This window comes from Maritimibacter dapengensis (genome assembly GCF_019218265.1).
Lineage (GTDB): Bacteria > Pseudomonadota > Alphaproteobacteria > Rhodobacterales > Rhodobacteraceae > Maritimibacter > Maritimibacter dapengensis.
This window is the reverse complement of sequence record NZ_JAHUZE010000001.1, coordinates 1,021,363-1,044,768: the sequence shown is the minus strand read 5'-3', so window position 1 is coordinate 1,044,768 and position 23,406 is coordinate 1,021,363. Positions and strand designations below refer to the sequence as shown.

Sequence of the window (23,406 nt, the reverse complement as noted above, 5' to 3'; positions counted from 1 at the left end):
GGATCGCGGCCAGCCTCAAACAATTGCAGGAAAACGCTTCGATTTCACGCAACCTGCGCATTGGTGCACAAGTAGGCCGGTGCTTCAACCGCAGTCGGACTGCCCTTGCCAGCACAGTTTCGGCCCAAAGCGCGGCTCGGTCACCACCGTGTCCACGAAGGTGTTGTGCTTCATGTAACCCCAGCTCACCTTCTTCCGCTCGCCCTTGTCGTTGTAATAGATGAAATCGAGCGGCGGCAGGAAAGGTGGCGAGTAATCGACACTGGTTTCCACGACGATGGCGTATTGACCTGCCGGCAGCAGAGGAATGAATTTCGCGAGCGACGTGCGCATCTCTTCTTCCTCGAGCCCGCTGACACCGTCGGTCGATTCCGACCAGTCCATGTCGAGCACCCGTTCGTCGTCTGAAATGCAATCCGCCGAACAGACCACCTGCGTCACCCGGACCCAAGTGTTGGAATTGCCCTGTGTCAGGTATTTGAACACGTTCATCGCACCCGTGAGATAGGCGCCGTCGATCTCGGTGTTCTCCCGCGACAGTAGGTCCGAAATGGCGTAATTCGCCTTGAGTGCCACGGTCCGCGCGCGGAACACGTCGAAGACCGTGATCACCGTCAGGAACCCCCACAACAAAAGCGGGAGGATCAAGACGAGCTCGACCGAAAGCGACGCATCCTCATCTGCAAGGAAACGATGCCACGTCGACGTTTTGGTTCTGTCATGTACGTTCATCGCCAGCCTCATGGTTCGTTGACGAAGGTCGATGAGGCGACGACGGCGTATTGCCCGGTCGTATCCAGCGGCAACAGGTCCATGACCCACGGGGTCGTCGCGAAGAACGGATCCACCTTGGCACAGGCCCGAACCACCATGAGGTCGTTCGCGGTCCCGAAATTCGCCGTGACGGCAGGGTTGATGGACGCGGCCGTGTCGACGCATTTGATGCGTCCGTCGGGCAGGTTCCAGCTCGATGTCGGAACCACGACCAGCTCGACCTTCATGGTCTCCGAACATTCCGGCAGGATCGGAGCCCGCGCGCACAGAATACGTTTGAGTTCTGCCTGTGTCTGCGGGTCGACCACACCGAGCCGCATCTCACGCACCGTCGTGTCGAGCGATTTCTCCAGAAGCACGGAGCGCAACAGCAGCACCGATACTTCGAAAGACGAAAGGAACAGCGTCATGACCGCCGGGAAGAGGATGACGAATTCAATCGTCGCATTCCCCTCTTCCCGCTTGAGTGCTCGCCAGATTTTTTTGAGTTTGCCTGCCCGGATGTTCATGTCAGTAGATCAGCTTCAGCTTTGAGATTTCCCGCGCGATCGACTCGAATGCGGTCTGAATGTTGAGCCCGTCCACGTCGTAATAATACGTCGGGAAGGTCGCACAGGCGCGCATGATATCGTCCTGGTCGTCGCCCGGAACTTCGAACCCGATCGTGAACACGATGATGCCTTCGTTCTTGGCGGCGTCGCACATCGCTTCGAGATGGTCGTTCTTTTCCGAGTAATCGTACACCTGGTTCACGTGGTCGTCCGTGAAGGCCCACTGCTCGTACCAGCTTACCGTGAAGTTGTCCCACAAACCCGGGAATGTGAGCTCTACCGCGCCGTCTCCTTCGTCGACCAGCGAGCATTCCCAGCGTCCCCAGATCCAGAACCCGACCCAGCGGCATTCCTCGAACTCACCGTCGCCGTAGGCGTGGTCATGGCGTTCGCCGTTCCACACCCAGTAGTAATTGTCGGCGACCGGATCGTAGATCGAGATCCGATCGTCGTCATCCGGGTTGTAGAACACACCCGAAGGCCCACTGTGGTATCCGTCCTTGAGGTAATCCTGCTCGGTGTTCTCGCCATCCGTCATAAGCACGATCACCTTTTCGATCCCGCGCTTGTCGAAGCTGAACGGACGTTCGCCGTAGCCTTCGAAGATCAGGTCCTCGTCTTCGAGGTCACTTGCGATGTCCTGAAATGAATCGTCGAGCAAGGCCGCGCCCCACTTCATTCCAAGGTCGATCGACGTGTTGCCGCTGGCCTGCAGGTCGTCGATTTCGTCGAACAGGTCGCGGTAATCGTCCTCGAGGAACGTGATCTCGCGCCAGCTGTCGTCCCGGCAGGGCGCGTTGCCGTCGCTCGGATTGTCGTTGCGCCCGCGAACCGGATCGAAATGCGCGGTGCGCTGCATGCGTTCGCTCTCCATCGTCGGAGCGACATTCACAGCAATCGAGCTGAAGTCATCCGGCGAGAAGGTCACGCAAGAGCTTTGGTCATGCTCGGCCGTGGCCTGCATACGCGTCAGGAAATCCTCGCCGACGAGCACCTGCTCGGCATAGGGCACGAGGTTGATCGAGATTTTGCCCCAATCCGTCGTGCACGTCGCGGGATCAGGTTCGATCGTCCAGTCGAATCCATCTTCGTCCGAACCCTCCGGGTTGCAAAGCATGAGGTTCACGAAGGTCTTGGCGGCCTTCTTCAACTCGTGGAGTTTCGAATAGCCCGTGTGGCTTGCCCAATCCATCGAACCGGACACGTCGAGCACGAGCGAGATTTCGGACAACGAAGCCGCCTCTTCGGCGCCCCCCGCTGCCGGGAAGACGAGGTATTGCAGATTGCCCATGCGCAGGAAGGTCGTTCCCATGCGCAGGTTGAGCGAGGCCTCGACCTTTCTCTCGGTATCGCTGGCAGTCCATTCGATATCGTCGGCGGTGATGATGTCGCCCAACCCGGCCCTGGCGAAATAGTCGAGGACGACCGTTTCCGGGTCCAGCGTCTGATCAAGAGCGGCAGCGGCAAGGATCGCGCGGTCGAGCGTGTTCTGCACCTTCGTGCGGTGCGCCTCATAGCGCATCACGTCGACACCAAGTCCGCCCGCGTAGATCATCATCATGAAGATCGCGAGACCGAAGATGATGAACGAGCCATCCTCATCGCGCCAGAAACCGCGCCGGCGTCGTCCGACACCAGCGTCCACACCTATCCCATCGCCTTCGAGTCGTTTAGTCATCGACCCAACTCCCGCGTCAAACCCTCGTATCCCCGTCCGATTACGGACTTTCCCATTGCTCTTAGATACACAAAGCGTGGCAGAAATAGGGCGACAAACTGGTAAAAAACACTGTTTCCAAGCCGGTTAGGAAGCAGTCACTGTCCAGACGAGGGACTGTTTCGCGCAGCCGCAAAATCCGCCACATTTCCTCCCACGAGATGAACGACACCCCGCGGGTGTTGTGGCCCGGCGCCCCGCCTACTATGTCTCTGGCAACACGTTGCACAGGAGAGACCATGACGAGCCGTTTCACCCCCGCCCGCACCTTCGACGCCGCCACCGAAGCCGCCGGCGATGGCAAAGGCCTCGGTGCCCTGCCGGACTGGGACCTCACCGATCTCTACACCGCCCCCGACGCCCCCGAAGTGGCCGCAGACCTCGACAAGCTCGAAAAGGCCTGCGCCGATTTCGCCGCCACCTATGAGGGCAAGCTGGCCGACCTAGACGCGGCAGGATTGCTCGCCTGCGTCAAAGCCTATGAAGACATCGACCTCACCGCGGGACGCCTCATGTCCTTTGCGGGGCTTCGGTATTACCAGAACACGACCGACGGCGAACGCGCGCAATTTCTTCAGAATTGCCAGGAAAAGATCACCACCTTCACGACCCCGCTCGTGTTCTTCTCGCTCGAGATCAACCGTATCCCGGACGACCAGCTCGACGCGCTCTTCGTCCAGAACGACGACCTCGCCCGTTACAAGCCGATCTTCGACCGCCTGCGCGCGATGCGGCCCTACCAACTGTCCGACGAGTTGGAGAAATTCCTCCACGACCAGAGTGCGGTCGGCGCGGCGGCGTGGAACAAACTCTTCGATGAGACGATGGCTGCCCTCACCTTCCAGCCCGAGGGTATGGAAGAAATGGGCATCGAAGCGACCCTGAACCTCCTGTCCGAACAGGACCGCGCCAAGCGCGAAGCAGGTGCACGCGAACTGGCCAAGGTCTTTGGCGAAAACATCCGCCTTTTCGCACGGGTCCACAACACGCTCGCCAAGGAGAAAGAAATCGAAGACCGCTGGCGCGGGATGCCGACGCCACAGACCGGGCGCCACCTGTCCAACCACGTCGAACCCGAAGTGGTCGAGGCGCTGCGCAACGCTGTGGTCGAGGCTTACCCGAAGCTGTCGCACCGCTACTACGAGCTGAAAAAGAAATGGCTCGGACTGGACACGATGGAGGTCTGGGACCGCAACGCGCCGCTGCCGATGGACGAGGAACGCGTCATCGACTGGCCGCTCGCCCGCAAGATGGTGATGGACGCCTACGCGGGCTTCGACCCCAGGATGGCCGAGATCGCGGAACCCTTCTTCGACAAGGGCTGGATCGACGCGGGCGTGAAACCGGGCAAGGCCCCCGGCGCCTTCGCCCACCCGACCGTGACCGACGCTCACCCTTACGTCTTGCTCAACTACCTCGGCAAACCGCGTGACGTGATGACGCTCGCCCATGAACTCGGCCACGGTGTGCATCAGGTGCTGGCCGCAGACCAGGGCGAACTGCTCGCCGACACGCCCCTCACCCTCGCCGAAACCGCCAGCGTGTTCGGTGAAATGCTGACCTTCCGCAAACTTCTCGCCGAAGCGCCGGACCAGAAAGCCAAGAAGGTGCTTCTGGCCGGCAAGGTCGAGGACATGATCAACACCGTCGTCCGCCAGATCGCGTTCTACGACTTCGAATGCAAACTGCACGACGCGCGCCGGACGCAGGGCGAATTGACCGTGGGCCAGATCAACGAGCTTTGGATGAGCGTTCAGGGCGAAAGCCTTGGCCCCGCGTTCACCTTCATGGACGGGTATGAGACCTTCTGGTCCTACATCCCCCACTTCGTCCACTCGCCCTTCTACGTCTACGCCTACGCCTTCGGCGACGGCCTCGTGAACGCGCTTTACGCGGTCTACGAGGAAGGCGACGCGGACTTCCAGCAGAAGTATTTCGACATGCTCCGCGCGGGCGGCTCGAAACACCACTCGGAACTTCTGAAACCCTTCGGCCTAGACGCGTCAGACCCGAAATTCTGGGACAAGGGTCTCAGCATGATCTCCGGCATGATCGACGAACTGGAAGCGATGGAGGATTGATCGCCTTCACGACACATCAGAAGGCCGGCGATTTCGCCGGCCTTTTTCATTTCAACTGGCTGTCCTTCGACCCGCGCCGGTTGAACCCGGGCCGCGCCTTGAAGGCAGAGTCGCGCTCCTCTTGGCAGTCGATGCAGATCTTCACACCCGGCAACGCCTCCTGACGCGCCTGCGGGATCGGCTCGCCGCATTCGGCACATTCCGACAGGCTTTCGCCCACCGGACCACGCCTGGACCGCATGCGTTCTAATTCCTCGGCCACACTCGCCTCGATCTGTTCGTTCACCGCCCCGTCGCGGCTCCAGCCACCGGCCATCGTCTTTCCCTTCCGTCAGGACTGTTCACAACAGATAAGCTGCCCTAGCCTTCTGTCAAAGACGGAGACAACGACATGCGCATCGTGAAATGGCTTCTTGGGATCATCGGCCTCCTCGTCGTGCTCGGGCTGGCGGGCTTCTTCCTCTTCGCCCCCGGTATCGCCGAGCGCGGCATGAACGTGGTGCGGGAGCATGACCCCTACCCTGTCTCGGACGAGGCGCAGGCACTTCATGACAGCCTCATCATAGGCGATTGGCATGCCGACACGCTCCTGTGGAACCGCGACCTCAATGATCGCGGCACGCGCGGTCAGGTCGACTTTCCACGGCTGGTTGAAGGCAATGTTGCGATACAGGTCTTCACCTCGGTCACCAAGACCCCGGCGGGCCAGAACTACCAGGAAAACTCGGCCGATGCCCGCGACAACGTCACGCTTTTGGCCATCGGGCAACTCTGGCCGATCCGCACGTGGAACAGCCTGCTCGAACGCGCACTTTACCACGCGGAGCGTCTGGAAAAGGATGCCGCGCAATCGGGCGGAACCGTGCGCTTCGTGACGACGGAAGCAGAGCTCGACGCCGTGCTCGACGCCCGCGCGAATGGCGAAACCGTCATCGCGGCGCTCTTCGGCACCGAGGGCGGACACCCGCTCGAAGGCGACATCGCCAATCTCGACCGCCTGCAGGATGCGGGCCTGCGCCTCATGGGGCTCCAGCATTTCTTCGACAACGAACTGGGTGGTTCGCTCCACGGCACCGAGGGCGGCGGGCTGACCGACTTCGGGCGCGAGGTGGTAGCGGAACTCGAAGCCCGCCCCATCGTGCTCGACCTCGCCCACTCCAGCCAGCAGGTTGCCCGCGACGTCATCGCCATGACCGACATGCCGGTGATCGTCAGCCACACGGGGCTCCATTCCCATTGCGAGGTCGTGCGCAACTACCCCGACGACCTCATGCGCGACATCGCGGCGACCGGGGGCGTGATCGGGATCGGCTATTGGGAAGACGTCACTTGCGACGACAGCCCGGAGGGCATCGCCAAGACGGTGCGCGCCGCCATCGACGCCGTCGGCGAAGAGGCCGTCACGCTCGGGTCGGATTTCGACGGCGCAGTCACCACCAGCTTCGATACATCGGAACTCGCGGCCCTCACCCAGGCGATGCTGGACGAAGGGTTGACCGAGGCCCAGATCCGCAAGGTCGCCGGAGAGAACATGATCCGCGTCCTGCGCGCGCGTCTGGACTGAACGCGCCCTTCGTGTCTTTCCGGTCGGGAAATATCCCGGGGGTGTCGGAGGCCAATTCATTGGCCTCCGGAGGGGGCAGCGCCCCCTTACCGCGACCGGGCTTCAGCCCTGGCGCAATCCTTCAGTCAGGAATGCCCCAGCGGTCGAACGGAAACGGCCGATCCTCCGTCGCGCCCGACACATAGATCGTCGCCCGCGCCATCCAATCGCCCAGATCCTCACCGAACTCGGCGATATGCGGGTTCTTTCCGCCGCCGAACAGCATCCACAAAAACTGGATCACGGCCGCCACGATCAGGATCCCGCGCGCCACCCACATCAACGCGATGAAGAGGATCATCCAGAGACCGCGCAGCCAGATGTTCTCGTCCTCGTCACCCTCAATCCCGTCACCGGGTTCTTCCAGGACCACCGGGTCCTCGTCATCCTTCTTCGCCATTTTCGCCCCCTCAAAAGCATTCCCCGCGGCCCGCCCGCCGGGATCTCAAATCCTCAATTCATGTCGACGGCCACCTCGAACACCTTGTCCATCATGGCCTGCGTGCCCTTGCTGAATTCCAGCGGGCAATCGTAGTCGGCCCCGGTCTGCGCCGCGCGGGCGAAAGCCTCGACCTGCAGCACGTACTGATTCACGCCGGGATAGCGGTAGACCGTCGTCTCATCTCCGCGCCGCAGAAGCACCTGCGCCTCGCCAAAGACGTTGGCGTTGAACGGCGCGTGCAGCGTGATCGTTCCGTCACTTCCATGAAACACCATGTCCTGCCGGTTCGCCATCCGGGTCGAGGTGATACCGGAATAGGTGAAACGTCCGGTCGGGCCATCCATCTCGCCGGTCACATGCGCAAAGGTATCGACGCCGTTCTCACGCTTGAGCCGCGCGGCCAGATCGACCGGCTCCGCGCCCGTCGCGAAGCGCGCCGCGCCATACGCGTAAACGCCGATATCGGGGATGCTGCCGCCGCCCGTCTCGGGCTTGTTACGAATATTGGCAGGGTCCGGGTTGTTGAAGCTGAACGCCACATCGACATGACGCAATTCGCCAATCGCACCGTCCGCGATCAGGTCGCGGGTCTTGTGCCATTGCGGATGATGCGTGATCATGAAGGCTTCTGCGGCCATCAGCCCGGTCTCGTCCCGCGCAGCGATCACCCGGTCAATGTCCTCGGCCTTGAGCGCGATGGGCTTTTCGCAAAGCACGTGCTTGCCAGCCTCGAGCGCCTTCAGCGTCCACTCGACATGAATATGGTTGGGAAGCGGGACATAGACCGCGTCGATCTCGTCCGACGCCAAGAGCGCGTCGTAATCGGGATATACGATGAGATTCGGCGAAATCGCCTCGAATCCGGCTGCTTTTTCGGGCGACGACGTGGACAATGCCACCAGATCGTTGCCAAGCGCGGCGTGGATCGCCGGCCCCATCTGCTGTCGCGCGAAATTCGCGGCCCCGAGAATACCCCATCGAAACGTCATGCGCCCCTCCTGTCCGGCAAGGTGGCCGGGCGGCCACCCTGCCCCGGTGATAGCGGTATCAGGCGGTTTCGGCCAGCCCGCGCTCGGAGGCGAGCTCCTGCATGCGCGATTGCAGTTTCTCGAAGGCACGCACCTCGATCTGGCGGATGCGTTCACGGCTCACGTCGTATTGACCCGAGAGATCCTCGAGCGTCACCGTCTCTTCCGACAGGCGGCGCTGGGTGAGAATGTCCTTCTCGCGGTCGTTCAGCACGTCCATCGCCTGTGCGAGCATTTCGCGGCGAACGGTGAGTTCGTCCTTTTCTTCGTACTCGGTCGCCTGGTCGGCGCTCTCGTCTTCGAGCCAATCCTGCCACTGCATCGTCGAGTCGCCATCGTTCGACACGGTAGCATTGAGGCTCGCGTCGCCCCCCGACATGCGGCGGTTCATCGAGATGACCTCTGCCTCGGTGACGTTCAGATCATGGGCGATCCGGGCCACGTTCTCGGGCCGCAGGTCGCCATCCTCGAGCGCACCGATCCGGGCTTTCGCCTTGCGCAAGTTGAAAAACAGCTTCTTCTGCGCACTGGTCGTGCCGAGTTTCACGAGGCTCCAGGACCGCAGGATATATTCCTGGATCGAGGCGCGGATCCACCACATCGCATAGGTGGCGAGGCGGAAGCCCTTTTCGGGGTCGAACCGCTTCACGGCCTGCATGAGGCCCACGTTCGCCTCGGAAATAACCTCGGCCTGCGGAAGCCCGTAGCCCCGATACCCCATCGCGATCTTCGCGGCGAGGCGCAGGTGGGATGTTACAAGTTTATGGGCGGCGTCGGTGTCCTGATGGTCCACCCACGACTTTGCCAGCATGTATTCCTCTTCCGGCTCAAGCATGGGGAACCGCCTGATTTCCTGCAGGTAGCGGTTAAGCCCACCTTCAGGGGTCGGCGCCGGTAAATTCTGATAATTGCTCATCTTTTGTCCGTTGCTCCACTGTCGGACCCGCAATGTTGCGGGGCTTAACATTACATTTAGGGCGCTAACACGCCTGTTCAAGGGCCGGGAACCCTTGAATGTTACACGCAGTATGCGGCCGTTTCCGTCGGTCCGACAGGGGCGTCACGCCCTTGTGCGGAGTGTTTCAACCAGCGCGGCCATGTCCTCAGGCAAACGCGCCTCGAAACGCATGGGTTCCTCGCTCACGGGATGTGTGAACCCAAGCGTCGCGGCATGAAGCGCCTGCCGGTCGAAGGCCCGGATCGCAGCGGCTCCGGCAGCCCCCAGCGCGGCCTCTGACGGTTTACGCCGCCCGCCATAGGTCGGATCACCGACCAACCCGTGCCCGATATGGGCCATGTGCACCCGGATCTGGTGGGTGCGCCCGGTCTCGAGCCAGCAGTCCATGAGCGCAAGGCTCGGTGGCGCGCCGAAGGTTTCTTCGGCCCTCGCGCGCGTCACCGCATGGCGCCCGCTGCCCCAGACCACCGCCTGTTTCTGCCGGTCATGCTTGTGGCGGGCGAGTTGCGTGGTGATCTTGACGATCCCTCCCTGCTCGAAGCTCACGCCCTTGATGCCCTTGAGCCGCGGATCGGCCTTGTCCGGCACGCCGTAGACCAGCGCCTTGTAATGCCGCTCGACACTGTGCTTCTCGAACTGCGCGGCAAGCCCGTGATGTGCAGCATCCGACTTGGCGACCACGAGCAAACCCGACGTATCCTTGTCGATCCGGTGGACGATGCCGGGGCGCTTCGCCCCACCGACGCCCGACAGATCATCTCCGCAATGTCCTAACAATGCGTTAACGAGAGTGCCTGAAGGCGTCCCCGGCGCCGGATGGACGACCATTCCGGCGGGTTTGTTCACCACGACGAGGTCGTCGTCCTCATAAACGATATCGAGCGGAATATCCTCGGGCCCGATATGGCTCTCGACCGCCTCGGGCACCGCGATTTCCAGCACATCGCCCTCGCCCACCTTCGCGCGCGGATCGTCCATCACGTCGCCCGCCCGCGACACCGCGCCATCCGCGATCAGCCGGGCCAGGCGCGAGCGCGACAGGTTGGCCGCCTCTGGCACGTCGCGGGCCAATGCCTTATCAAGCCGCTTGGGCGGATCGGCCCCGATGGTGACAAGGACGGTGCTGGACATGGATGAAGCTCCCGAAAGCGGCGTGGACCAGGGTCTTGTGCGCTACCTGAAATGGCTGGTGACGACGCTGACCGTCACGATGATCGTGGGCCTTGTAGTGCTGATCGCGCTGGTTGTCATGCGTTTCAACGACAGTGCGCCCGCCGCGTTTCCCGACGAGATCGCCCTGCCAGACGGCGCACAGGTTCACGCGCTGACTCGCGGCCCCGATTTCCTTGCGGTAGTCACCGATGACGGGCGCATCCTGATCTTTTCGCCGGACGGCCGAACGTTGCGGCAGGAGGTTGCCGTCTCTGACTGAATAAGAAGGAGAGATGGTACCGACACCCCGGTTCGAACGGGGGACCTCTTGATCCACAATCAAGCGCTCTAACCAGCTGAGCTATGTCGGCACGCGAAGGAGCGTTTAGCCGCCCCGCCCGATCAATGCAAGAGGTCGGGCTTGAAAATCCGCCCCCTGCCGCGTAACTCGGATTGGTCCGGCGAAGGAGCATATCATGGGCATCAACAGCGAAAGCGACATTTCCGCCAATCTGCAGATCGGGCCGACGACGCTCGGCATGGTGCGCATTTATATCGAGGGCGACGGGATCGACCTTCCGATGGATTTCGAGCCCGAGGAAGCGATTGAAATCGCAGAGGAAATCAAGGCCGCCGCGATGCAGGCGCAAAAGGTCAACGCAAAGGGCTCGAAGGGTCCGAAAAAGCGCTGACACCGGGGTCGCGGTAGCCCTGTAGCCGGCTGGCCGCGTTTCGCGCGAATTTCAGCATCATCTTCTTGCGGCGTGCCGGCGCGAGTTTCGTCTCCGGTCCCATGCGGACGATCTCGGCATCGTAGCTGTCGGCGATGATGAGACCGGTTTCATCCGGCAAGAGCTCCACCGGAAAATCCCCGTCGACCGCCCAGAAGAAGCGGTCGCAATACTCCAGATAACCCTGCCATTTGTGATCCGTCATGTAATCGGCACGGCTCGATTTACATTCGATGACCCAGATTTCCCCTTTCGGACCAACGGCATAGAGGTCGGTTCGCAAACCTCGCGCCGGCACAAACTCCTCGACGCTGGCGAAGTCGTAGCGGCGCAGGTGACGCGCCACGCCTCGGGCGAGAAGCTGGCCGGGTTGAAGGGGCAATTCATCCATGGGTCGACTTTGAACATTTCGTGAACAAAAGACAAGTCTGCAAGCCTCTTGCGCGTCGCCTCCGCGCAGCCTATCTCGGGTCTTGTGGCGATCTGCCCTTCTCGTCAGACGGGAACATTCCGGTGGCCTTAAGCAAATCCGAGGGAGCTGGCTCTGTCGCGGCCGTGGCCGAGTTACCCGGCGCCCACCTGTATATACAGGTCCTCGGGAATGCGCTTCCCAGACGGTTGCGGTGGTCCCGCCACACCTGACAAAGCGTCGCCTTCGGGCGGCGCTTTTGTTTTTTGTGCCGCGTGGTTACGGTTTCGGCGACCGGAGGAGGCACCATGTTTTCAAAAGACAATCTACCGCACGAGGCCTTGCCGATTCCCGATCGGATCGAACGGAGCGACGACGAGGCGCTCGAGGCGGCGCGAGACTTCTTCGATCTCATGTCCAAACGGCACACGATACGCGATTTCTCTCCCCGCCCCGTGCCGCGCGACATCATCGAGACCGCCGTCGCCACGGCGGGCCGCGCGCCGTCCGGGGCCAACCACCAGCCCTGGTTCTTCGCCGCGGTTCAGGACCCCGCGCTCAAGTCGCGCATCCGGGCCGAGGCCGAAGCGGAAGAAGAGAAGTTCTACGATGGCGGTGCGGGCGATGAATGGCTGAAGGCGCTGGAGCCGCTCGGCACCGATGCCTCCAAGCCGCATCTCGAAATCGCGCCCTGGCTCATCGTGATTTTCGCTCAGCGATGGGGCGCATTCGACGATGGCACGCGCTTCAAGAATTACTACGTCCCTGAAAGCGTGGGCATCGCCACAGGATTTCTCATAGCGGCGTTGCACAACGCCGGTCTATCGGCTTTAACCCACACGCCCAACCCGATGAAATTCCTCAATAAAGCCTTGAACCGCCCGGACAGCGAAAAGCCCGTGATGATCCTTGCCGTCGGCCATGCCGCAGAGGATGCCACCGTCCCCGCCGTGGCGAAGATCAAGAAACCGCTGGACGAAATTCTGAAGGTCTACTGACGCTTTGTCGCGGTCGCCTCGATGCGCACCGGGATGTTGGTCGCAATCGGCTGACGTTTACCGCCCTTGGGCTCGTCCTCTTCACCCATCCGCATGATGGTGATGGCGAATTGCACGCCCGCGAAAACGATCCCATGCCCCATGAACAACATCACCACCGCGATCCAGCCGATGTCGGATGTCGAGACGAGGTGCCAGAGGTTCGCGACGTTCTGCCACAAAAGCAGCGCGACGAAGACACCGGCAAGACCGAAACCGATCAGAACCTGACGAATGTAGAGTTTGACGAGCTTGGGCATAGGCCACCTCCTACTCACATATTAGCACGCGAATATATGAGTCCAAAGCGGTATCGAGTCGCACCGGTAACCCCGCCGCTTTCTCGCTCAACGACGTATGGAACACATATGTATTACGTATGGAAAGCGTATGGCAAACCTGCCAGATCGCGAGAGCCGGCAAAAGGTTAACGGGGCGTTCAGAACGCCTCGGGCCGGGCCTCCCGCGCCATGTGGTCGAGCACGGCGTTGGAGAATTTCGGCTCTTCGCCTTCCGGGAAGAACGCCTTGGCGACATCCACGAATTCGACGATCACCACTTTGGGCGGCGTGTCCCCGATCAGAAGCTCGGCCCCCGCCGCGCGAAACAGCGCGCGCAGCGTCGGGTCGATCCGCGCGATGGGCCATTTCGCCACAAGCGCGCGGTCGGTCATCTGGTCGATCTTGGCCTGCCGGTCGACGGCTTCGTTCAGAAGCGCACGGAACAGGTCCACGTCGCCCTCTTCGAACTCGCCTTCTTCATAGGTCGCACCGAAGCGATGCGTCTCGAATTCCTTGCGCACCTTTTCCAGCCCCTGCTCTGCCGCTTCCATCTGAAACAGCGCCTGAACGGCATAGAGCCGCGAGGCGGACTTCATGCGGCGTTTCAAATTGCCTGACATTTGACGCTTGGGGGCGTCCTGGGGCTGATCTTCGGTCATGTGCGGCTGGGGCCTTCGTCGGGTGTGCCGGCGAGCTTGTATTCCCCGCGCGGCTGGAAGCCAACCGGCTTTTCGCCCCCACGCCACTTTCTGCTTAACGCAACAAGATGAAGCGCGGCGGCAGCGGCACCGGCGCCTTTGTTCATCTTCGCCGGGTTGGCGCGTGCTTCGGCCTGTTCGGCGTTCTCGACCGTCAGGATACCGTTCCCGATGCACAGGCCCCGGAGACCCAGCTCCATGATCCCGCGCGATGAATCGTTGCACACGGTGTCGTAATGCGTGGTCTCGCCCCGGATCACGCAACCGAGCGCGACGAAGCCGTCGAAATTCGACGTGCGGTCGGCGATGCCGATGGCGGTCGGCAGTTCGAGCGCGCCGGGCACTTCGACGAGTTCATAGGTCGCGCCTGCGGCCTCGATCTCGGCCTTGGCGCCCGCGATCAGCCCATCGGCGATCTCGCGGTAGAACGGGGCAACGACGATAAGAAGTTTCACCGGCGTGTCGAAGTCGGGGCGCGGAAGGGTGTATTCGGTCTGGGCCATTATTTCTGGTCTCCGAGAATCGGGTGCGTGTCCACGATGGCGAGGTCATAGGCGTCGAGGCCCACGACCTTCGGCTGCGGGCTGTCGGTCAGCAGGATCAGCTCGTGGATGCCCAGCGCCGACAAAATCTGCGCGCCCAGCCCATATTGCCGAAGCACCTGCGGGCTCACCTCGCCATCGAAGGCGAGCTTCATGCCGGGGTCGCGCAAGAGCACGATGGCCCCCCGGCCCTTCTCGGCCACGATCTCCATGGCGCGCGACAATTCGTTATGCGGGCTCGGGCCGACGCCCAGCGCGTCTTCGAGCGGGTTGAGCGCATGCATCCGGACCAGAACCGGCTCATCCGAGGTCAGATCGCCCTTGGTCATCACGATATGCTCGGCGCCCTGCGTCTCGTCCGTGAAGATCCGCAGCAGCCAGTCGCCCCCAAAGGCCGAGTGAACCTGTTTCACCGCGCTCTCATTGACGAGGTTGTCGTGCCGGTGGCGATACGCGATGAGGTCGCTGATCGTGCCGATCTTGAGCCCGTGGCGTTGCGCGAAGGCGACGAGATCGGGAAGCCGCGCCATGGTGCCGTCTTCGTTCATGATCTCGCAGATCACGCCGGATGGGTTCAGCCCGGCAAGCCGCGCGATGTCCACGGCGGCCTCGGTATGGCCCGCGCGCACCAGCACGCCGCCGTCCTTGGCCCTGAGCGGGAACACGTGGCCGGGCGTCGCGATGTCCTGCGCACCCCGCGTCGGGTCAATCGCCACGGCCACGGTGCGCGCGCGATCATGGGCCGAGATGCCCGTGGTCACGCCTTCGCGCGCCTCGATCGAGGTGGTGAAGGCGGTTTCGTGGCGCGAAGAGTTCTGCGACGCCATCAGCGGCAGTCCCAGCGCGTCGACCCGGTCCGACGTCATCGACAGGCAGATCAGGCCGCGGCCATGGGTGGCCATGAAGTTGATCGCTTCCGGCGTGGCCATCTGCGCGGGAATCACGAGGTCGCCCTCGTTCTCGCGGTCCTCGTGATCGACGAGGATGAACATACGCCCGTTGCGCGCATCCTCGATGATGTCCTCGATCTTCGAGATGATGTCCTGGTGGGTCAGCTCCACCGGCCCGGGTTCGTCATAGATTTTTCTGTCGGACATGATGACTCCTCGCCTCTGGCCCCCGCGAAATAACGAAGAGCGCCGGGGTTTGCCAGAGGGACGTGGCGCACATCGTCTGTGTAAGCCGCGATGACGCCCTTCATTGTTCCGAGAAATACTTTCGGGGGGGCGGTGCGGGCCTGCCCGCACCGTGGGGGGCAGACAGCCCCCGGCGCCGCGGATCAGAACCGCCAGAGCGCGGGCACGAACCGATAGGCGTCGCCATCCCGCATGACATGGCCCACGCCGGGGAACGGGAAATGGTAGCCGACCACCGGGATGCGATCGGTCGCCGCCATGTCAAGAAGCGCGCGGCGGCTCGCCACCGTCGCCTCCGGGTCGCTGTCCATCGACCCGTACCATTCGGGATGGGCGAAATGGCCGAAGGCATGGGTGATCGCATCTCCCAGCACCAGAAGCTGCGCGTCGCCGCTTTCCACCATCACCGACATATGCCCCGGCGTGTGACCGTGTGTGGCCATGAGGCGCACACCCGGCGCGACCTCGTCGCCATCGTTGCCGAGTGACCAGTCCGCCCCGTCGACCGCGATGGAATTGGCAGCCCCCAGAACGAACTGCTGGTCTTCGGGCGCGACTCGGTCCACCAGCCCGTCCTGCGTCCAATAGGCGTGCTCCGCTTCACCGATGATGTATTCGGCATCGGGGATGATCGCCTCGTCGAAATCGTCGCGAATGCCCCAGATATGGTCTGGATGCGCATGAGTGATGACGACCTTGGAGGTGGCGAAGGGGTCGATCCCAGCAGACTCCATATTGCCGATCAGCCGCCCGGCGGTGTCGAAAAACCGATTGCCGGAACCGACGTCGATCAGCACGCTCTCGTCGCCGTTCTCGATGAACACGTGGTTGGTATGGCCCACGATCTCGTCCGTCGGCAGGAAATGCGCTTCGAGAAACGCCGCTTTCTCGGCCTCGTCCGCATTCAGGCCAAGCGCGGAAAGCGGCTGCGGGAACCAGCCGTCCGAGACGATGGTGATGCGTGTCTCCCCGACGGAGAACCGGAAATGCGCCGGCTGATCCCCGGTCGGGGGGCCAAGCTCGGCACGTGCGGCAAGTGGCATGGCGAAAGCGGGCATGGCTGCGGCGAACTTGAGCAAGTCGCGGCGCGTGGGGCGCGTGAGCATATGTGGTCCTCCCTGTTCGAGGACATCATATGCACGAATTGCAATTCGTCCAAGCATCTTCCCGGCTTTCCGGTCCGAAAATATCCCGGGAGGGGCGTGCGAATGCCTGCATTCGCACCGGGGAGGGCTGGCCCTCCCCACCGCGTCGCGCGTCAGCGCGGCGCAAGACCTGCGCGGGGCGCACGCCCCGCACCGCTTGGGCGCTCAGGTTGATGCGAAATAGCGGTGGGCGTCCAGATAGCCGGCCATGCGGCCCGCAATGGCCCATTCCTGCTCCAGCATCGTCTCGCCGACCACCACCACCGCGTCCGACGGAAGTCCCTCGGCCCCGGTCATCCGGTGAAGCACCTCGCGCGTCTCGGACCAGCCCTGCGCCAGCGTCGGCGCGGTGTCGGCTCGGTCGAGAAGGCCGGGATTGGCGGCGAGCAGGCGGGTGGGTGCGAGCGGCAGGTGCGTCGCGGCAAGGCGCGTGGTTCTGGTCAGCGCGGTGAGCCGCGTGGCCTCCGTTTCCGGGATCGCCACGACCTTCGGCCCGACTTTCAACGCGTTCGAGGAAAACAGGAGAGCGATGACGTCGCGCCCGGTGGCGGCCCGGATCGAGGCGTAACTCTTGTAGTCGATCCCAAGCTCGCGCGCGCGGCGCACCCGGCGGCGGACGATCTCGATGGGCAGGGTCGGCAGAAGCTCCGCCCGCGCCCGGCGCCAGGCATAGCGTTGCCAGCCGGAGGTCGGGATGCCTGGCCCGCCGTTATGCCCGATGCCGGTCATGCGGCATATTCGCCGAGCCGCGCGACGTAGCGGGCCAGCGTGTCGATCTCGAGGTTCACGTGGTCGCCCTCGCCCACGTCGCCCCAGGTCGTCACGTCCTTGGTATGGGTGATCAGGTTCACGCCGAACGTATCGCCGTCGACCTCGTTCACCGTGAGTGACGTGCCGTTCAGCGCCACCGACCCCTTGGGCGCGATGAACCGGGCGAGCGCCGGGGGCGCGCGGAAGGTGATGCGGGTGCTGTCAGCCTCGTCATGGACCTCGACGACCTCGGCCACGCCGTCGACATGGCCCGAGACGATGTGTCCACCCAACTCGTCGCCCACCTTAAGGGCGCGTTCGAGATTGACCCGCCGCCCCTCGCGCCAATCGCCGAGATTGGTCTTGTCCAGCGTTTCGGCGGAGACATAGACCTCGTACCAGTCCGGCCCGAGCGCGGTCACGGTCAGGCAGACGCCGTCCGAGGCGATCGACGCGCCGAGATCGATGCGGTCGGTGTCATAAGCGGTCTCGATCCGCGCGCGCATATCGGCGTCGCGGGTGACCTTCGTGACGGTGCCGATATCGGTGATGATGCCTGTGAACATGCGCGTCTCCTTCGCCCTATGGCTACGCCGAACGCCGCGTTTTGCCAAGAGAGCGGTCGCGGCTTCGTCGTGCCCGCGTCGAAAAATGGCCTCGATTGCCGCGTTTGTTGCGTCTATTGAGATAATCGCAAGGATTTCCAGCCGGTTATAGGGCGGAAACCGCGCCGTTGTGCGAGACATCGAAACCGAGTTCGGGTAAAAAGTGCAAATGGACGCCATCGACGGAACAGACCGCATTTTCCTGTTTTTGCAGGGGCCGCACGGGCCGTTTTTCCGGCGGCTCGCACGGATGCTGCGCGCGGCGGGCGCATCGACGTGGCGCGTCGGATTCAACAAGGGGGATGAGGTCTTTTGGGGCGACCGGGCCAGTTTCATTCCGTTCAGCGAGGATCAGTCCGCCTGGCCCGCGCACATCGCCCGGATACTGGACGAGAAGGGCATCACCGATCTCGTGCTCTACGGCGACACGCGGTTCATCCATGCCGAAGCGGTCGCGGCGGCCAAGGCGGCCGGTGCCATGGTTCACGTCTTCGAAGAAGGCTATCTGCGCCCTTATTGGGTGAGCTACGAACGCGGCGGATCGAACGGCCATTCGCGGCTGATGCAGATGGACGTGGACGGGATGCAGAAGGTGCTGGCCGATGCCCAGCTCGACATTCCCGAGGCCCCGGCCCATTGGGGCGATATGCGCCACCATATCTTCTACGGCGCGCTCTATCACTGGTTCGTCCTGTTCGCGAACCGGCGCTATGCCGGGTTCCGTGCGCATCGTGATCTGCCCGTGTCGAAGGAATTTCAGCTATACCTGCGCCGCCTGCTCCTGATGCCGTTCCAGGCGCTCGAACGGATCATCGCAACGGGCCGCGTCCGGCGCGGTGGCTTTCCATATCACCTCGCATTGTTGCAGCTCGCGCATGATTCGAGCTTCACGGCGCATTCGCGTTTCGCCTCGATGACCGAGTTCCTCGACACCGTGATCGAGGGTTTCGCCAGCGGCGCACCGCGTCACCATCACCTCGTCTTCAAAGCGCATCCGCTGGAAGATGGGCGGGTGAATTTGCGGAAGGAAATCGAACGATTGGCCCGCGCACATGGCGTGTCCGACCGGGTGCATTACCTGCGTGGCGGCAAGCTGGCCCGCCTCCTCGATCATGCCCGCTCGGCGGTCACGGTGAATTCCACGGCGGCGCAGCAGGTGCTTTGGCGCGGCTTGCCGCTCAAGGTGTTCGGGGATGCGGTTTTCGCCAAGCCGGAGTTCGTCTCGACCCAGCCACTGGCAGAGTTCTTCGCCCAGCCCGCGCGCCCCGACAGCCGCGCGTATCACGACTATCGCCACTACCTTCTCGAAACCTCGCAGATCGCCGGCGGGTTCTATTCGGCGCAGGGGCGCCGGCAGTTGCTGCGGCAGGTCGTGGACATGATGCTTGCAGCCGACGATCCGTATGACGCGCTCGCCAAGGGCACCGCCGCCCCGCGCCAGCAGCTTCGCGTCGTCAAATAGACCTCAGCCGAAGACCCGCACGAACAGCGCCCTGATCCCGCGCGGCATCTCGGCCTCGAGCTCGGATTGCGCCTTGCGCGCAAAGGTCAGCGTGCCTTCGGAGCCGAATGTCTCGGCGGTCGCGACCGCGGCACCCATCATGTCCCGCGCGGCGCGGTATTTCTTCATGGCCGCCAGTTTGCGCGCGTAGCCGACCCGTGTGCTGACCACGCGACCAAGGTCGCCACCTGCCTCGTAGAGCGCGATGGACCGATCAAGGCTCGCCAACGCGCGTTTCTCGTCGCCTTCGCGTGCGTGGCTGTCGGCCATGCGCCCGTGCAGGTTCGCAAGCTCGGGGCTGTCCGCACCTTTCGCGGCCTCGGCATCGGCGAGCAACGGTTCGAACTGGTCGAGCCCGTGCCGCCCTTCCCCGATCGAGGAGAGGTAAACGCCGTACTCAAACCGAAGGCCGAACGCCTAGTCCAAGGGACGTTCAAGCTCGGCGCAAAGCGCCAACGCGCGGTCAAGGTGCATCCGCGCCCGTGGCCCACCTTGCCACGCCACGCCGGTCTGGGCGCAGGCGACATGCATGAAATACAGATCGCGGCGCGACAACACGCGGCGTTTTTCCTGCGCGGCCAAGGCTCTGTCGGCATGGTCGAGACAGGAAAGCTCCTGTCGTTTGCCTTCGAGCAGGGCCAGTTCGCGGAACAACCGCGCCTCGGCGCCGGCGTCCGGCAGCAGCGGCTCGAGCGCGAGAAGCGCGTCGCGCATCTGCGCCCCCACGAACAGGGCATCGGGATCGTCCAGTTGGGTTTTCAGTGGGGCGAACCCCCGCTCGAAATCAGACATGGCGTTCCGCCTGCCCCTCGCGTCATGCCGGTCCGACCCTTTTCGCGCAAAACGAGTCGCGCAGGCAACACATTCCCGCCCAGACGCCGGATCGGGACACGCCGAGACTTTCTTTTTCGCCCTGAACAGGTTAGCTTTTTGAAAAAGAATACAGGCAGAACTCCAAAAAGGAGCCCGGGCAGTGAATATCTTCGGCTTTACGAGTGCGCGCATCGCCGCGCTATTGGTGCTTGTCATGGGACTGACAAGTTGCGACGTGCTTCCCCGCTCCGGCCCGAACAAGCAGGAAATCTACGCAGGATCGGTGCAGCGCGAGGGCGACGCGTTCGTCGTCGCCGCAAACGATCGCGTGACGCGGGCGACTGCCGTCGTCCCCGCACTCGGGTTTTCGTCGAACTTCATCAACGCGGGTCAGGTCGGATCGGACACGGTGCGCCCCGGCGACGTGCTGGGTGTTGCGATCTGGGAAAACGTGGAACAGGGCATTCTCGCCTCCGCCGGTGCACCGGCCGCGCTTCAGGAAGTGCAGGTTGACGGATCGGGCTTCATCTTCATCCCCTATGCGGGCCGGATCAAGGCCGCCGGAAATTCGCCCGAGGCGATCCGCCGGATCGTGACCGACAAACTGGCGACGCAGACGCCGGATCCACAGGTGCTCATCACACGCGTCGCAGGCGACGGCGCGACCGTTTCGATCACAGGTGCGGTGAGCGCGCAGGGCGTCTATGCCATCGAACGCCCGACCCGGACGCTCGGCGCGATGCTGGCCCGTGCAGGCGGCGTTGCAGTCAACCCGGAAGTCGCGGTCGTGAAGATCATCCGCGGGCATACCACCGGGCAGATCTGGTATCAGGACCTGTTCGAAGACCCGCGTCTCGACATCGCGCTGCGCAACGGCGACCGTATTCTCGTCGAAGCCGACACCCGCGCCTTCACCGCACTCGGCGCGACCGGCACCCAGACACGGGTGAACTTCTCGACGCAGAACCTGTCGGCTCTCGAGGCCATCGCGCAGGTCGGCGGGCTGAACCCGACACTGGCCGATCCGACCGGCATATTCGTGTTCCGCAACGAAGACGCGGAAATCGCCAACAACGTGCTTGGCCGCACTGACCTCGTCGGTGCGCAGCGGATGGTCTACGTGCTGAACCTGACCGAGCCCAACGGCATGTTTACCGCACGTGACTTCGTTATCCGCGACGGCGACACGGTCTACGTGACCGAAGCCCCCTATGTGCAATGGGCCAAGGTGATTACCGCCCTGACCGGCACGCTTGGCGCGGCGGAAAGCCTTGCCAACGCGGGGAGCACCGTGGGCCTTCTCGGTGCACCCTGAGGCGACGACGCCGTGATGCCTCCGGGCCATAACGAGGCCGCCGGGACGGAGCCCCCCTCCTCCCGGCGGCTTTTCGTTTATTCGGGCGGTTTTTTGCGGGAGCGCCGGGTCCGGCGCATCCTTTCGCTCGCCGGCTGGGAGGTGAAGCTCGGCCTGCCGACGACTGCGGACACGGTCGCAATCTGGGGCGCATCTCCCACGTCATCGCGCGGCATGCGGGTGGCGGAGGCGCGCGGCGCAGGGCTGCTGCGTGTCGAGGATGCGTTCCTGCGTTCCGTTCTGCCTGGGCGTTCGGGCGCGCCGGCGCAAGGGTTGCTCCTCGACCGGCATGGCGTGCATTTCGACCCGTCGGTGCCATCGGACCTCGAACGCATGCTGGCCGAAGCCCCGCTGGACGATTTCGCCAATATCAAGCGCGCACGCGATGTGATGGACCGGCTCAGAACGGCGCATATTTCGAAATACAACGATTTCGACCCGGTCGCGGCTTTGCCGCCTGCGCCTTATGTGGTGGTCATCGACCAGACCCGCGACGATGCCGCCGTCCTCGCATCGGGCGCGACGCCCTCGACCTTCCGCGAAATGCTCGTCATGGCGCAGGAAGAGAACCCCGGGATGCGCGTGCTGATCAAAACGCATCCGGAAACCGAAGCGGGACATCGCCCCGGCTATTACGGACCGGAACATGCCGTCGGGCATGTCAGCCTCATGACCGAAAAGGTCAGCCCATGGGCGCTGATGGAGGGGGCGGTCGCGGTATATACGGTGTCGTCGGGCATGGGGTTCGAAGCGATCATCGCCGGCCACAAGCCGCGTGTGTTCGGGCAACCATTCTACGCCGGTTGGGGGCTGACGAACGACGAGAACCCGGTCCCGCGCCGCACCCGGACGCTGACCCGCGCGCAACTCGTGTCCGCCGCGCTGATCGACTACCCCACGTGGTATGACCCCTACCGCGACCGCCTGTGCGAAGTGGAGGACGTTCTGGCGAACCTCGAAGCGCAGGCGCGGGCGCATCGCGAAGACGCGGCGGGCTATGTCGCTGCCGGAATGCGGCTTTGGAAACGTGCGCCGGTCGCAAGGTTCTTCGGCACCGGGCGCGGCGTGGTTTTTGCCGAGGGGGACGCCGCGAGGGCGCGAGCCACCAAGGATGCGCGCGCTTTGATGGTCTGGGCCAACAAGGCCGACACGCTCCCCGCCCCTGCGCTCAGGATCGAGGACGGGTTCGTGCGGTCACGCGGATTGGGGGCGGAACTGACCCCGCCCCTGTCGCTGGTGCGCGACGATGTCGGGGTCTACTACGATCCGACGCGCCCGAGCCGGCTCGAAGCCCTGATCGCGGCAAGTGAACGGCTTTCGCCGGGGCAAAGGGCCCGAGCCGAACAGGTGGTCGAGCGATTGGTCGGCGGCGGGATCGACAAATACAACCTCGATCGCACCACGATCGCCGATCTGCCGCCGGGACACCGCATACTCGTGCCGGGCCAGGTGGAGGATGATGCGTCGATCCTGCTTGGAACATCGCAGGTCTGCGACAACCAAGCCTTGCTCGCCGCCACCCGCGACGCGAACCCGAACGCCATTCTCATCTACAAACCGCACCCCGATGTGGAATCCGGCCTGCGAACCGGTGCGCTTGGACCCGAACGGGAGCGTGGTGTGGCCGACGTGGTGGCGGAAAACGCGAATGGGCTCGCATTGATCGAAGCGGTCGACGAGGTCTGGACCATGACGTCTCTCATGGGCTTCGAAGCCCTGATCCGGGGCAAGAACGTTGCCTGTTTCGGCGCACCCTTTTACGCCGGCTGGGGCCTGACGCGCGATTTCGGTTCGGTGCCGGAGCGTCGGACCGCGCGCCCGGATCTGACGGCACTCGCCCATGCCGTGCTGATCGACTATCCGCGATATTTCGACCCGGTCACGAGACGCCCCTGCCCGATCGAAGTCGCCCTCGACAGGATCGAATCCGCACAGGCGGGCAAGCCGCCCGGTCTGTCGCTGCTCGCGAAGCTCCAGGGGATGATGGCGGGCAGGTCGCATCTCTGGCGGCGGTAGTCGCGTGATGCAGGCCACCTGAACCTGCCTCCCGCGCGACGCGACCGGGGCGGCATCAGCAACGTCGGGACGCCTTCGCGAT

General features: G+C 63.4%; 26 protein-coding genes and 1 tRNA gene. 8 read left to right on the top strand and 19 right to left on the bottom strand.

Annotated features, from left to right (window positions below; translation table 11 throughout):
* Window positions 1-84: 84 nt before the first annotated feature.
* Genes KJP28_RS05285 through KJP28_RS05275 form a run of 3 tightly spaced genes read right to left on the bottom strand, consistent with a single transcriptional unit; the run spans window position 85 to window position 3,003 of the window.
* Window positions 85-732 carry a hypothetical protein gene (locus tag KJP28_RS05285; RefSeq protein WP_218391285.1) on the bottom strand — a complete coding sequence of 216 codons (648 nt, stop codon included), beginning with the start codon at window positions 730-732 and terminating at the stop codon, window positions 85-87.
* An 8-nt stretch (window positions 733-740) separates the two neighbouring features.
* Window positions 741-1,283, bottom strand: coding sequence for a TadE/TadG family type IV pilus assembly protein (locus tag KJP28_RS05280; RefSeq protein ID WP_218391283.1), 543 nt, complete (start codon window positions 1,281-1,283; stop codon window positions 741-743).
* Between the two features lies 1 nt (window position 1,284).
* A complete protein-coding gene (locus tag KJP28_RS05275) occupies window positions 1,285-3,003 on the bottom strand; it encodes a TadE/TadG family type IV pilus assembly protein (RefSeq protein ID WP_218391280.1) in 1,719 nt (572 codons plus the stop codon).
* Between the two features lie 278 nt (window positions 3,004-3,281).
* Here KJP28_RS05275 and KJP28_RS05270 point away from each other — a divergent pair, with 278 nt between their 5' ends.
* A complete protein-coding gene (locus KJP28_RS05270; RefSeq protein WP_218391277.1) occupies window positions 3,282-5,123 on the top strand; it encodes a M3 family oligoendopeptidase in 1,842 nt (613 codons plus the stop codon).
* Between the two features lie 46 nt (window positions 5,124-5,169).
* On the opposite strand, the gene KJP28_RS05265 is transcribed toward KJP28_RS05270, so the two are convergent.
* Entirely contained in the window at window positions 5,170-5,439 is a 270-nt protein-coding gene (locus KJP28_RS05265) for a DksA/TraR family C4-type zinc finger protein (protein ID WP_218391275.1), read from the bottom strand.
* Between the two features lie 75 nt (window positions 5,440-5,514).
* Between KJP28_RS05265 and KJP28_RS05260 the strand changes: the two genes are divergently transcribed.
* Complete coding sequence (locus KJP28_RS05260; RefSeq protein WP_218391272.1) at window positions 5,515-6,687, top strand: dipeptidase; 1,173 nt, start codon at window positions 5,515-5,517, stop codon at window positions 6,685-6,687.
* Window positions 6,688-6,808: 121 nt separating this feature from the next.
* On the opposite strand, the gene KJP28_RS05255 is transcribed toward KJP28_RS05260, so the two are convergent.
* From KJP28_RS05255 to KJP28_RS05240, 4 genes are all read right to left on the bottom strand, one after another.
* Complete coding sequence (locus tag KJP28_RS05255; protein ID WP_218391270.1) at window positions 6,809-7,126, bottom strand: DUF4389 domain-containing protein; 318 nt, start codon at window positions 7,124-7,126, stop codon at window positions 6,809-6,811.
* 53 nt (window positions 7,127-7,179) lie between these two features.
* Window positions 7,180-8,157, bottom strand: coding sequence for a Gfo/Idh/MocA family protein (locus KJP28_RS05250; RefSeq protein ID WP_218391268.1), 978 nt, complete (start codon window positions 8,155-8,157; stop codon window positions 7,180-7,182).
* 58 nt (window positions 8,158-8,215) lie between these two features.
* Window positions 8,216-9,112: an RNA polymerase sigma factor RpoH gene (rpoH, locus tag KJP28_RS05245; protein WP_218391266.1), complete on the bottom strand. Its 897-nt coding sequence runs from the start codon at window positions 9,110-9,112 to the stop codon at window positions 8,216-8,218.
* A 144-nt stretch (window positions 9,113-9,256) separates the two neighbouring features.
* Window positions 9,257-10,285, bottom strand: coding sequence for an RluA family pseudouridine synthase (locus KJP28_RS05240; RefSeq protein ID WP_218391265.1), 1,029 nt, complete (start codon window positions 10,283-10,285; stop codon window positions 9,257-9,259).
* On the opposite strand from KJP28_RS05240, the gene KJP28_RS05235 reads away from it, so the two are divergent.
* Window positions 10,284-10,586, top strand: a complete 303-nt coding sequence (locus tag KJP28_RS05235; RefSeq protein ID WP_218391264.1) for a DUF6476 family protein — start codon at window positions 10,284-10,286, stop codon at window positions 10,584-10,586. The genes KJP28_RS05240 and KJP28_RS05235 overlap by 2 nt on opposite strands.
* Window positions 10,587-10,600: 14 nt before the next feature.
* Here KJP28_RS05235 and KJP28_RS05230 read toward each other — a convergent pair.
* Window positions 10,601-10,677, bottom strand: a tRNA-His gene (locus KJP28_RS05230).
* A gap of 105 nt (window positions 10,678-10,782) precedes the next feature.
* Here KJP28_RS05230 and KJP28_RS05225 point away from each other — a divergent pair.
* Window positions 10,783-10,998 carry a DUF6324 family protein gene (locus KJP28_RS05225; protein ID WP_218391263.1) on the top strand — a complete coding sequence of 72 codons (216 nt, stop codon included), beginning with the start codon at window positions 10,783-10,785 and terminating at the stop codon, window positions 10,996-10,998.
* Here KJP28_RS05225 and KJP28_RS05220 read toward each other — a convergent pair.
* The gene (locus KJP28_RS05220) at window positions 10,961-11,428 is read right to left on the bottom strand and encodes an MmcB family DNA repair protein (RefSeq protein ID WP_218391262.1); all 468 of its coding nucleotides are present in this window, start codon (window positions 11,426-11,428) and stop codon (window positions 10,961-10,963) included. The genes KJP28_RS05225 and KJP28_RS05220 overlap by 38 nt on opposite strands.
* 326 nt (window positions 11,429-11,754) lie before the next feature.
* Here KJP28_RS05220 and KJP28_RS05215 point away from each other — a divergent pair, with 326 nt between their 5' ends.
* Window positions 11,755-12,444 carry a nitroreductase family protein gene (locus tag KJP28_RS05215; RefSeq protein ID WP_218391261.1) on the top strand — a complete coding sequence of 230 codons (690 nt, stop codon included), beginning with the start codon at window positions 11,755-11,757 and terminating at the stop codon, window positions 12,442-12,444.
* Here the strand turns inward: KJP28_RS05215 and KJP28_RS05210 are convergent.
* From KJP28_RS05210 to KJP28_RS05180, 7 genes are all read right to left on the bottom strand, one after another.
* Window positions 12,438-12,743, bottom strand: a complete 306-nt coding sequence (locus KJP28_RS05210) for a hypothetical protein (protein WP_218391260.1) — start codon at window positions 12,741-12,743, stop codon at window positions 12,438-12,440. The two genes, KJP28_RS05215 and KJP28_RS05210, sit on opposite strands and share 7 nt — an antisense overlap.
* Window positions 12,744-12,922: 179 nt before the next feature.
* Complete coding sequence (gene nusB / locus KJP28_RS05205; protein ID WP_218391258.1) at window positions 12,923-13,423, bottom strand: transcription antitermination factor NusB; 501 nt, start codon at window positions 13,421-13,423, stop codon at window positions 12,923-12,925.
* Window positions 13,420-13,965 (bottom strand): 6,7-dimethyl-8-ribityllumazine synthase, encoded by a 546-nt coding sequence (locus KJP28_RS05200; RefSeq protein ID WP_218391256.1) that lies wholly within the window; start codon window positions 13,963-13,965, stop codon window positions 13,420-13,422. Before KJP28_RS05200 ends, nusB begins: the two co-directional genes overlap by 4 nt.
* Window positions 13,965-15,101: a 3,4-dihydroxy-2-butanone-4-phosphate synthase gene (gene ribB / locus KJP28_RS05195; protein WP_218391254.1), complete on the bottom strand. Its 1,137-nt coding sequence runs from the start codon at window positions 15,099-15,101 to the stop codon at window positions 13,965-13,967. Before ribB ends, KJP28_RS05200 begins: the two co-directional genes overlap by 1 nt.
* A 182-nt stretch (window positions 15,102-15,283) precedes the next feature.
* Entirely contained in the window at window positions 15,284-16,246 is a 963-nt protein-coding gene (locus tag KJP28_RS05190; protein ID WP_218391252.1) for an MBL fold metallo-hydrolase, read from the bottom strand.
* A gap of 204 nt (window positions 16,247-16,450) precedes the next feature.
* Entirely contained in the window at window positions 16,451-17,014 is a 564-nt protein-coding gene (locus KJP28_RS05185) for a hypothetical protein (protein WP_218391250.1), read from the bottom strand.
* On the bottom strand, window positions 17,011-17,601 hold the full coding sequence (locus KJP28_RS05180; protein ID WP_218391248.1) for a riboflavin synthase: 591 nt from the start codon (window positions 17,599-17,601) through the stop codon (window positions 17,011-17,013). The genes KJP28_RS05185 and KJP28_RS05180 overlap by 4 nt, the downstream gene beginning before the upstream one ends.
* 208 nt (window positions 17,602-17,809) lie before the next feature.
* On the opposite strand from KJP28_RS05180, the gene KJP28_RS05175 reads away from it, so the two are divergent.
* Complete coding sequence (locus KJP28_RS05175; RefSeq protein ID WP_218391246.1) at window positions 17,810-19,102, top strand: capsule biosynthesis protein; 1,293 nt, start codon at window positions 17,810-17,812, stop codon at window positions 19,100-19,102.
* Window positions 19,103-19,105: 3 nt separating this feature from the next.
* Here the strand turns inward: KJP28_RS05175 and KJP28_RS05170 are convergent, their stop codons facing one another.
* Both KJP28_RS05170 and KJP28_RS05165 read right to left on the bottom strand, forming a co-directional pair.
* Window positions 19,106-19,477, bottom strand: coding sequence for a hypothetical protein (locus KJP28_RS05170; RefSeq protein ID WP_218391236.1), 372 nt, complete (start codon window positions 19,475-19,477; stop codon window positions 19,106-19,108).
* Window positions 19,478-19,558: 81 nt separating this feature from the next.
* Window positions 19,559-19,933, bottom strand: a complete 375-nt coding sequence (locus KJP28_RS05165) for a hypothetical protein (protein ID WP_218391234.1) — start codon at window positions 19,931-19,933, stop codon at window positions 19,559-19,561.
* Between the two features lie 235 nt (window positions 19,934-20,168).
* Between KJP28_RS05165 and KJP28_RS05160 the strand changes: the two genes are divergently transcribed.
* Window positions 20,169-21,269, top strand: coding sequence for a polysaccharide biosynthesis/export family protein (locus KJP28_RS05160; RefSeq protein ID WP_218391704.1), 1,101 nt, complete (start codon window positions 20,169-20,171; stop codon window positions 21,267-21,269).
* 15 nt (window positions 21,270-21,284) lie between these two features.
* On the top strand, window positions 21,285-23,324 hold the full coding sequence (locus KJP28_RS05155) for a capsular polysaccharide biosynthesis protein (RefSeq protein WP_218391232.1): 2,040 nt from the start codon (window positions 21,285-21,287) through the stop codon (window positions 23,322-23,324).
* Window positions 23,325-23,406 lie beyond the last annotated feature (82 nt).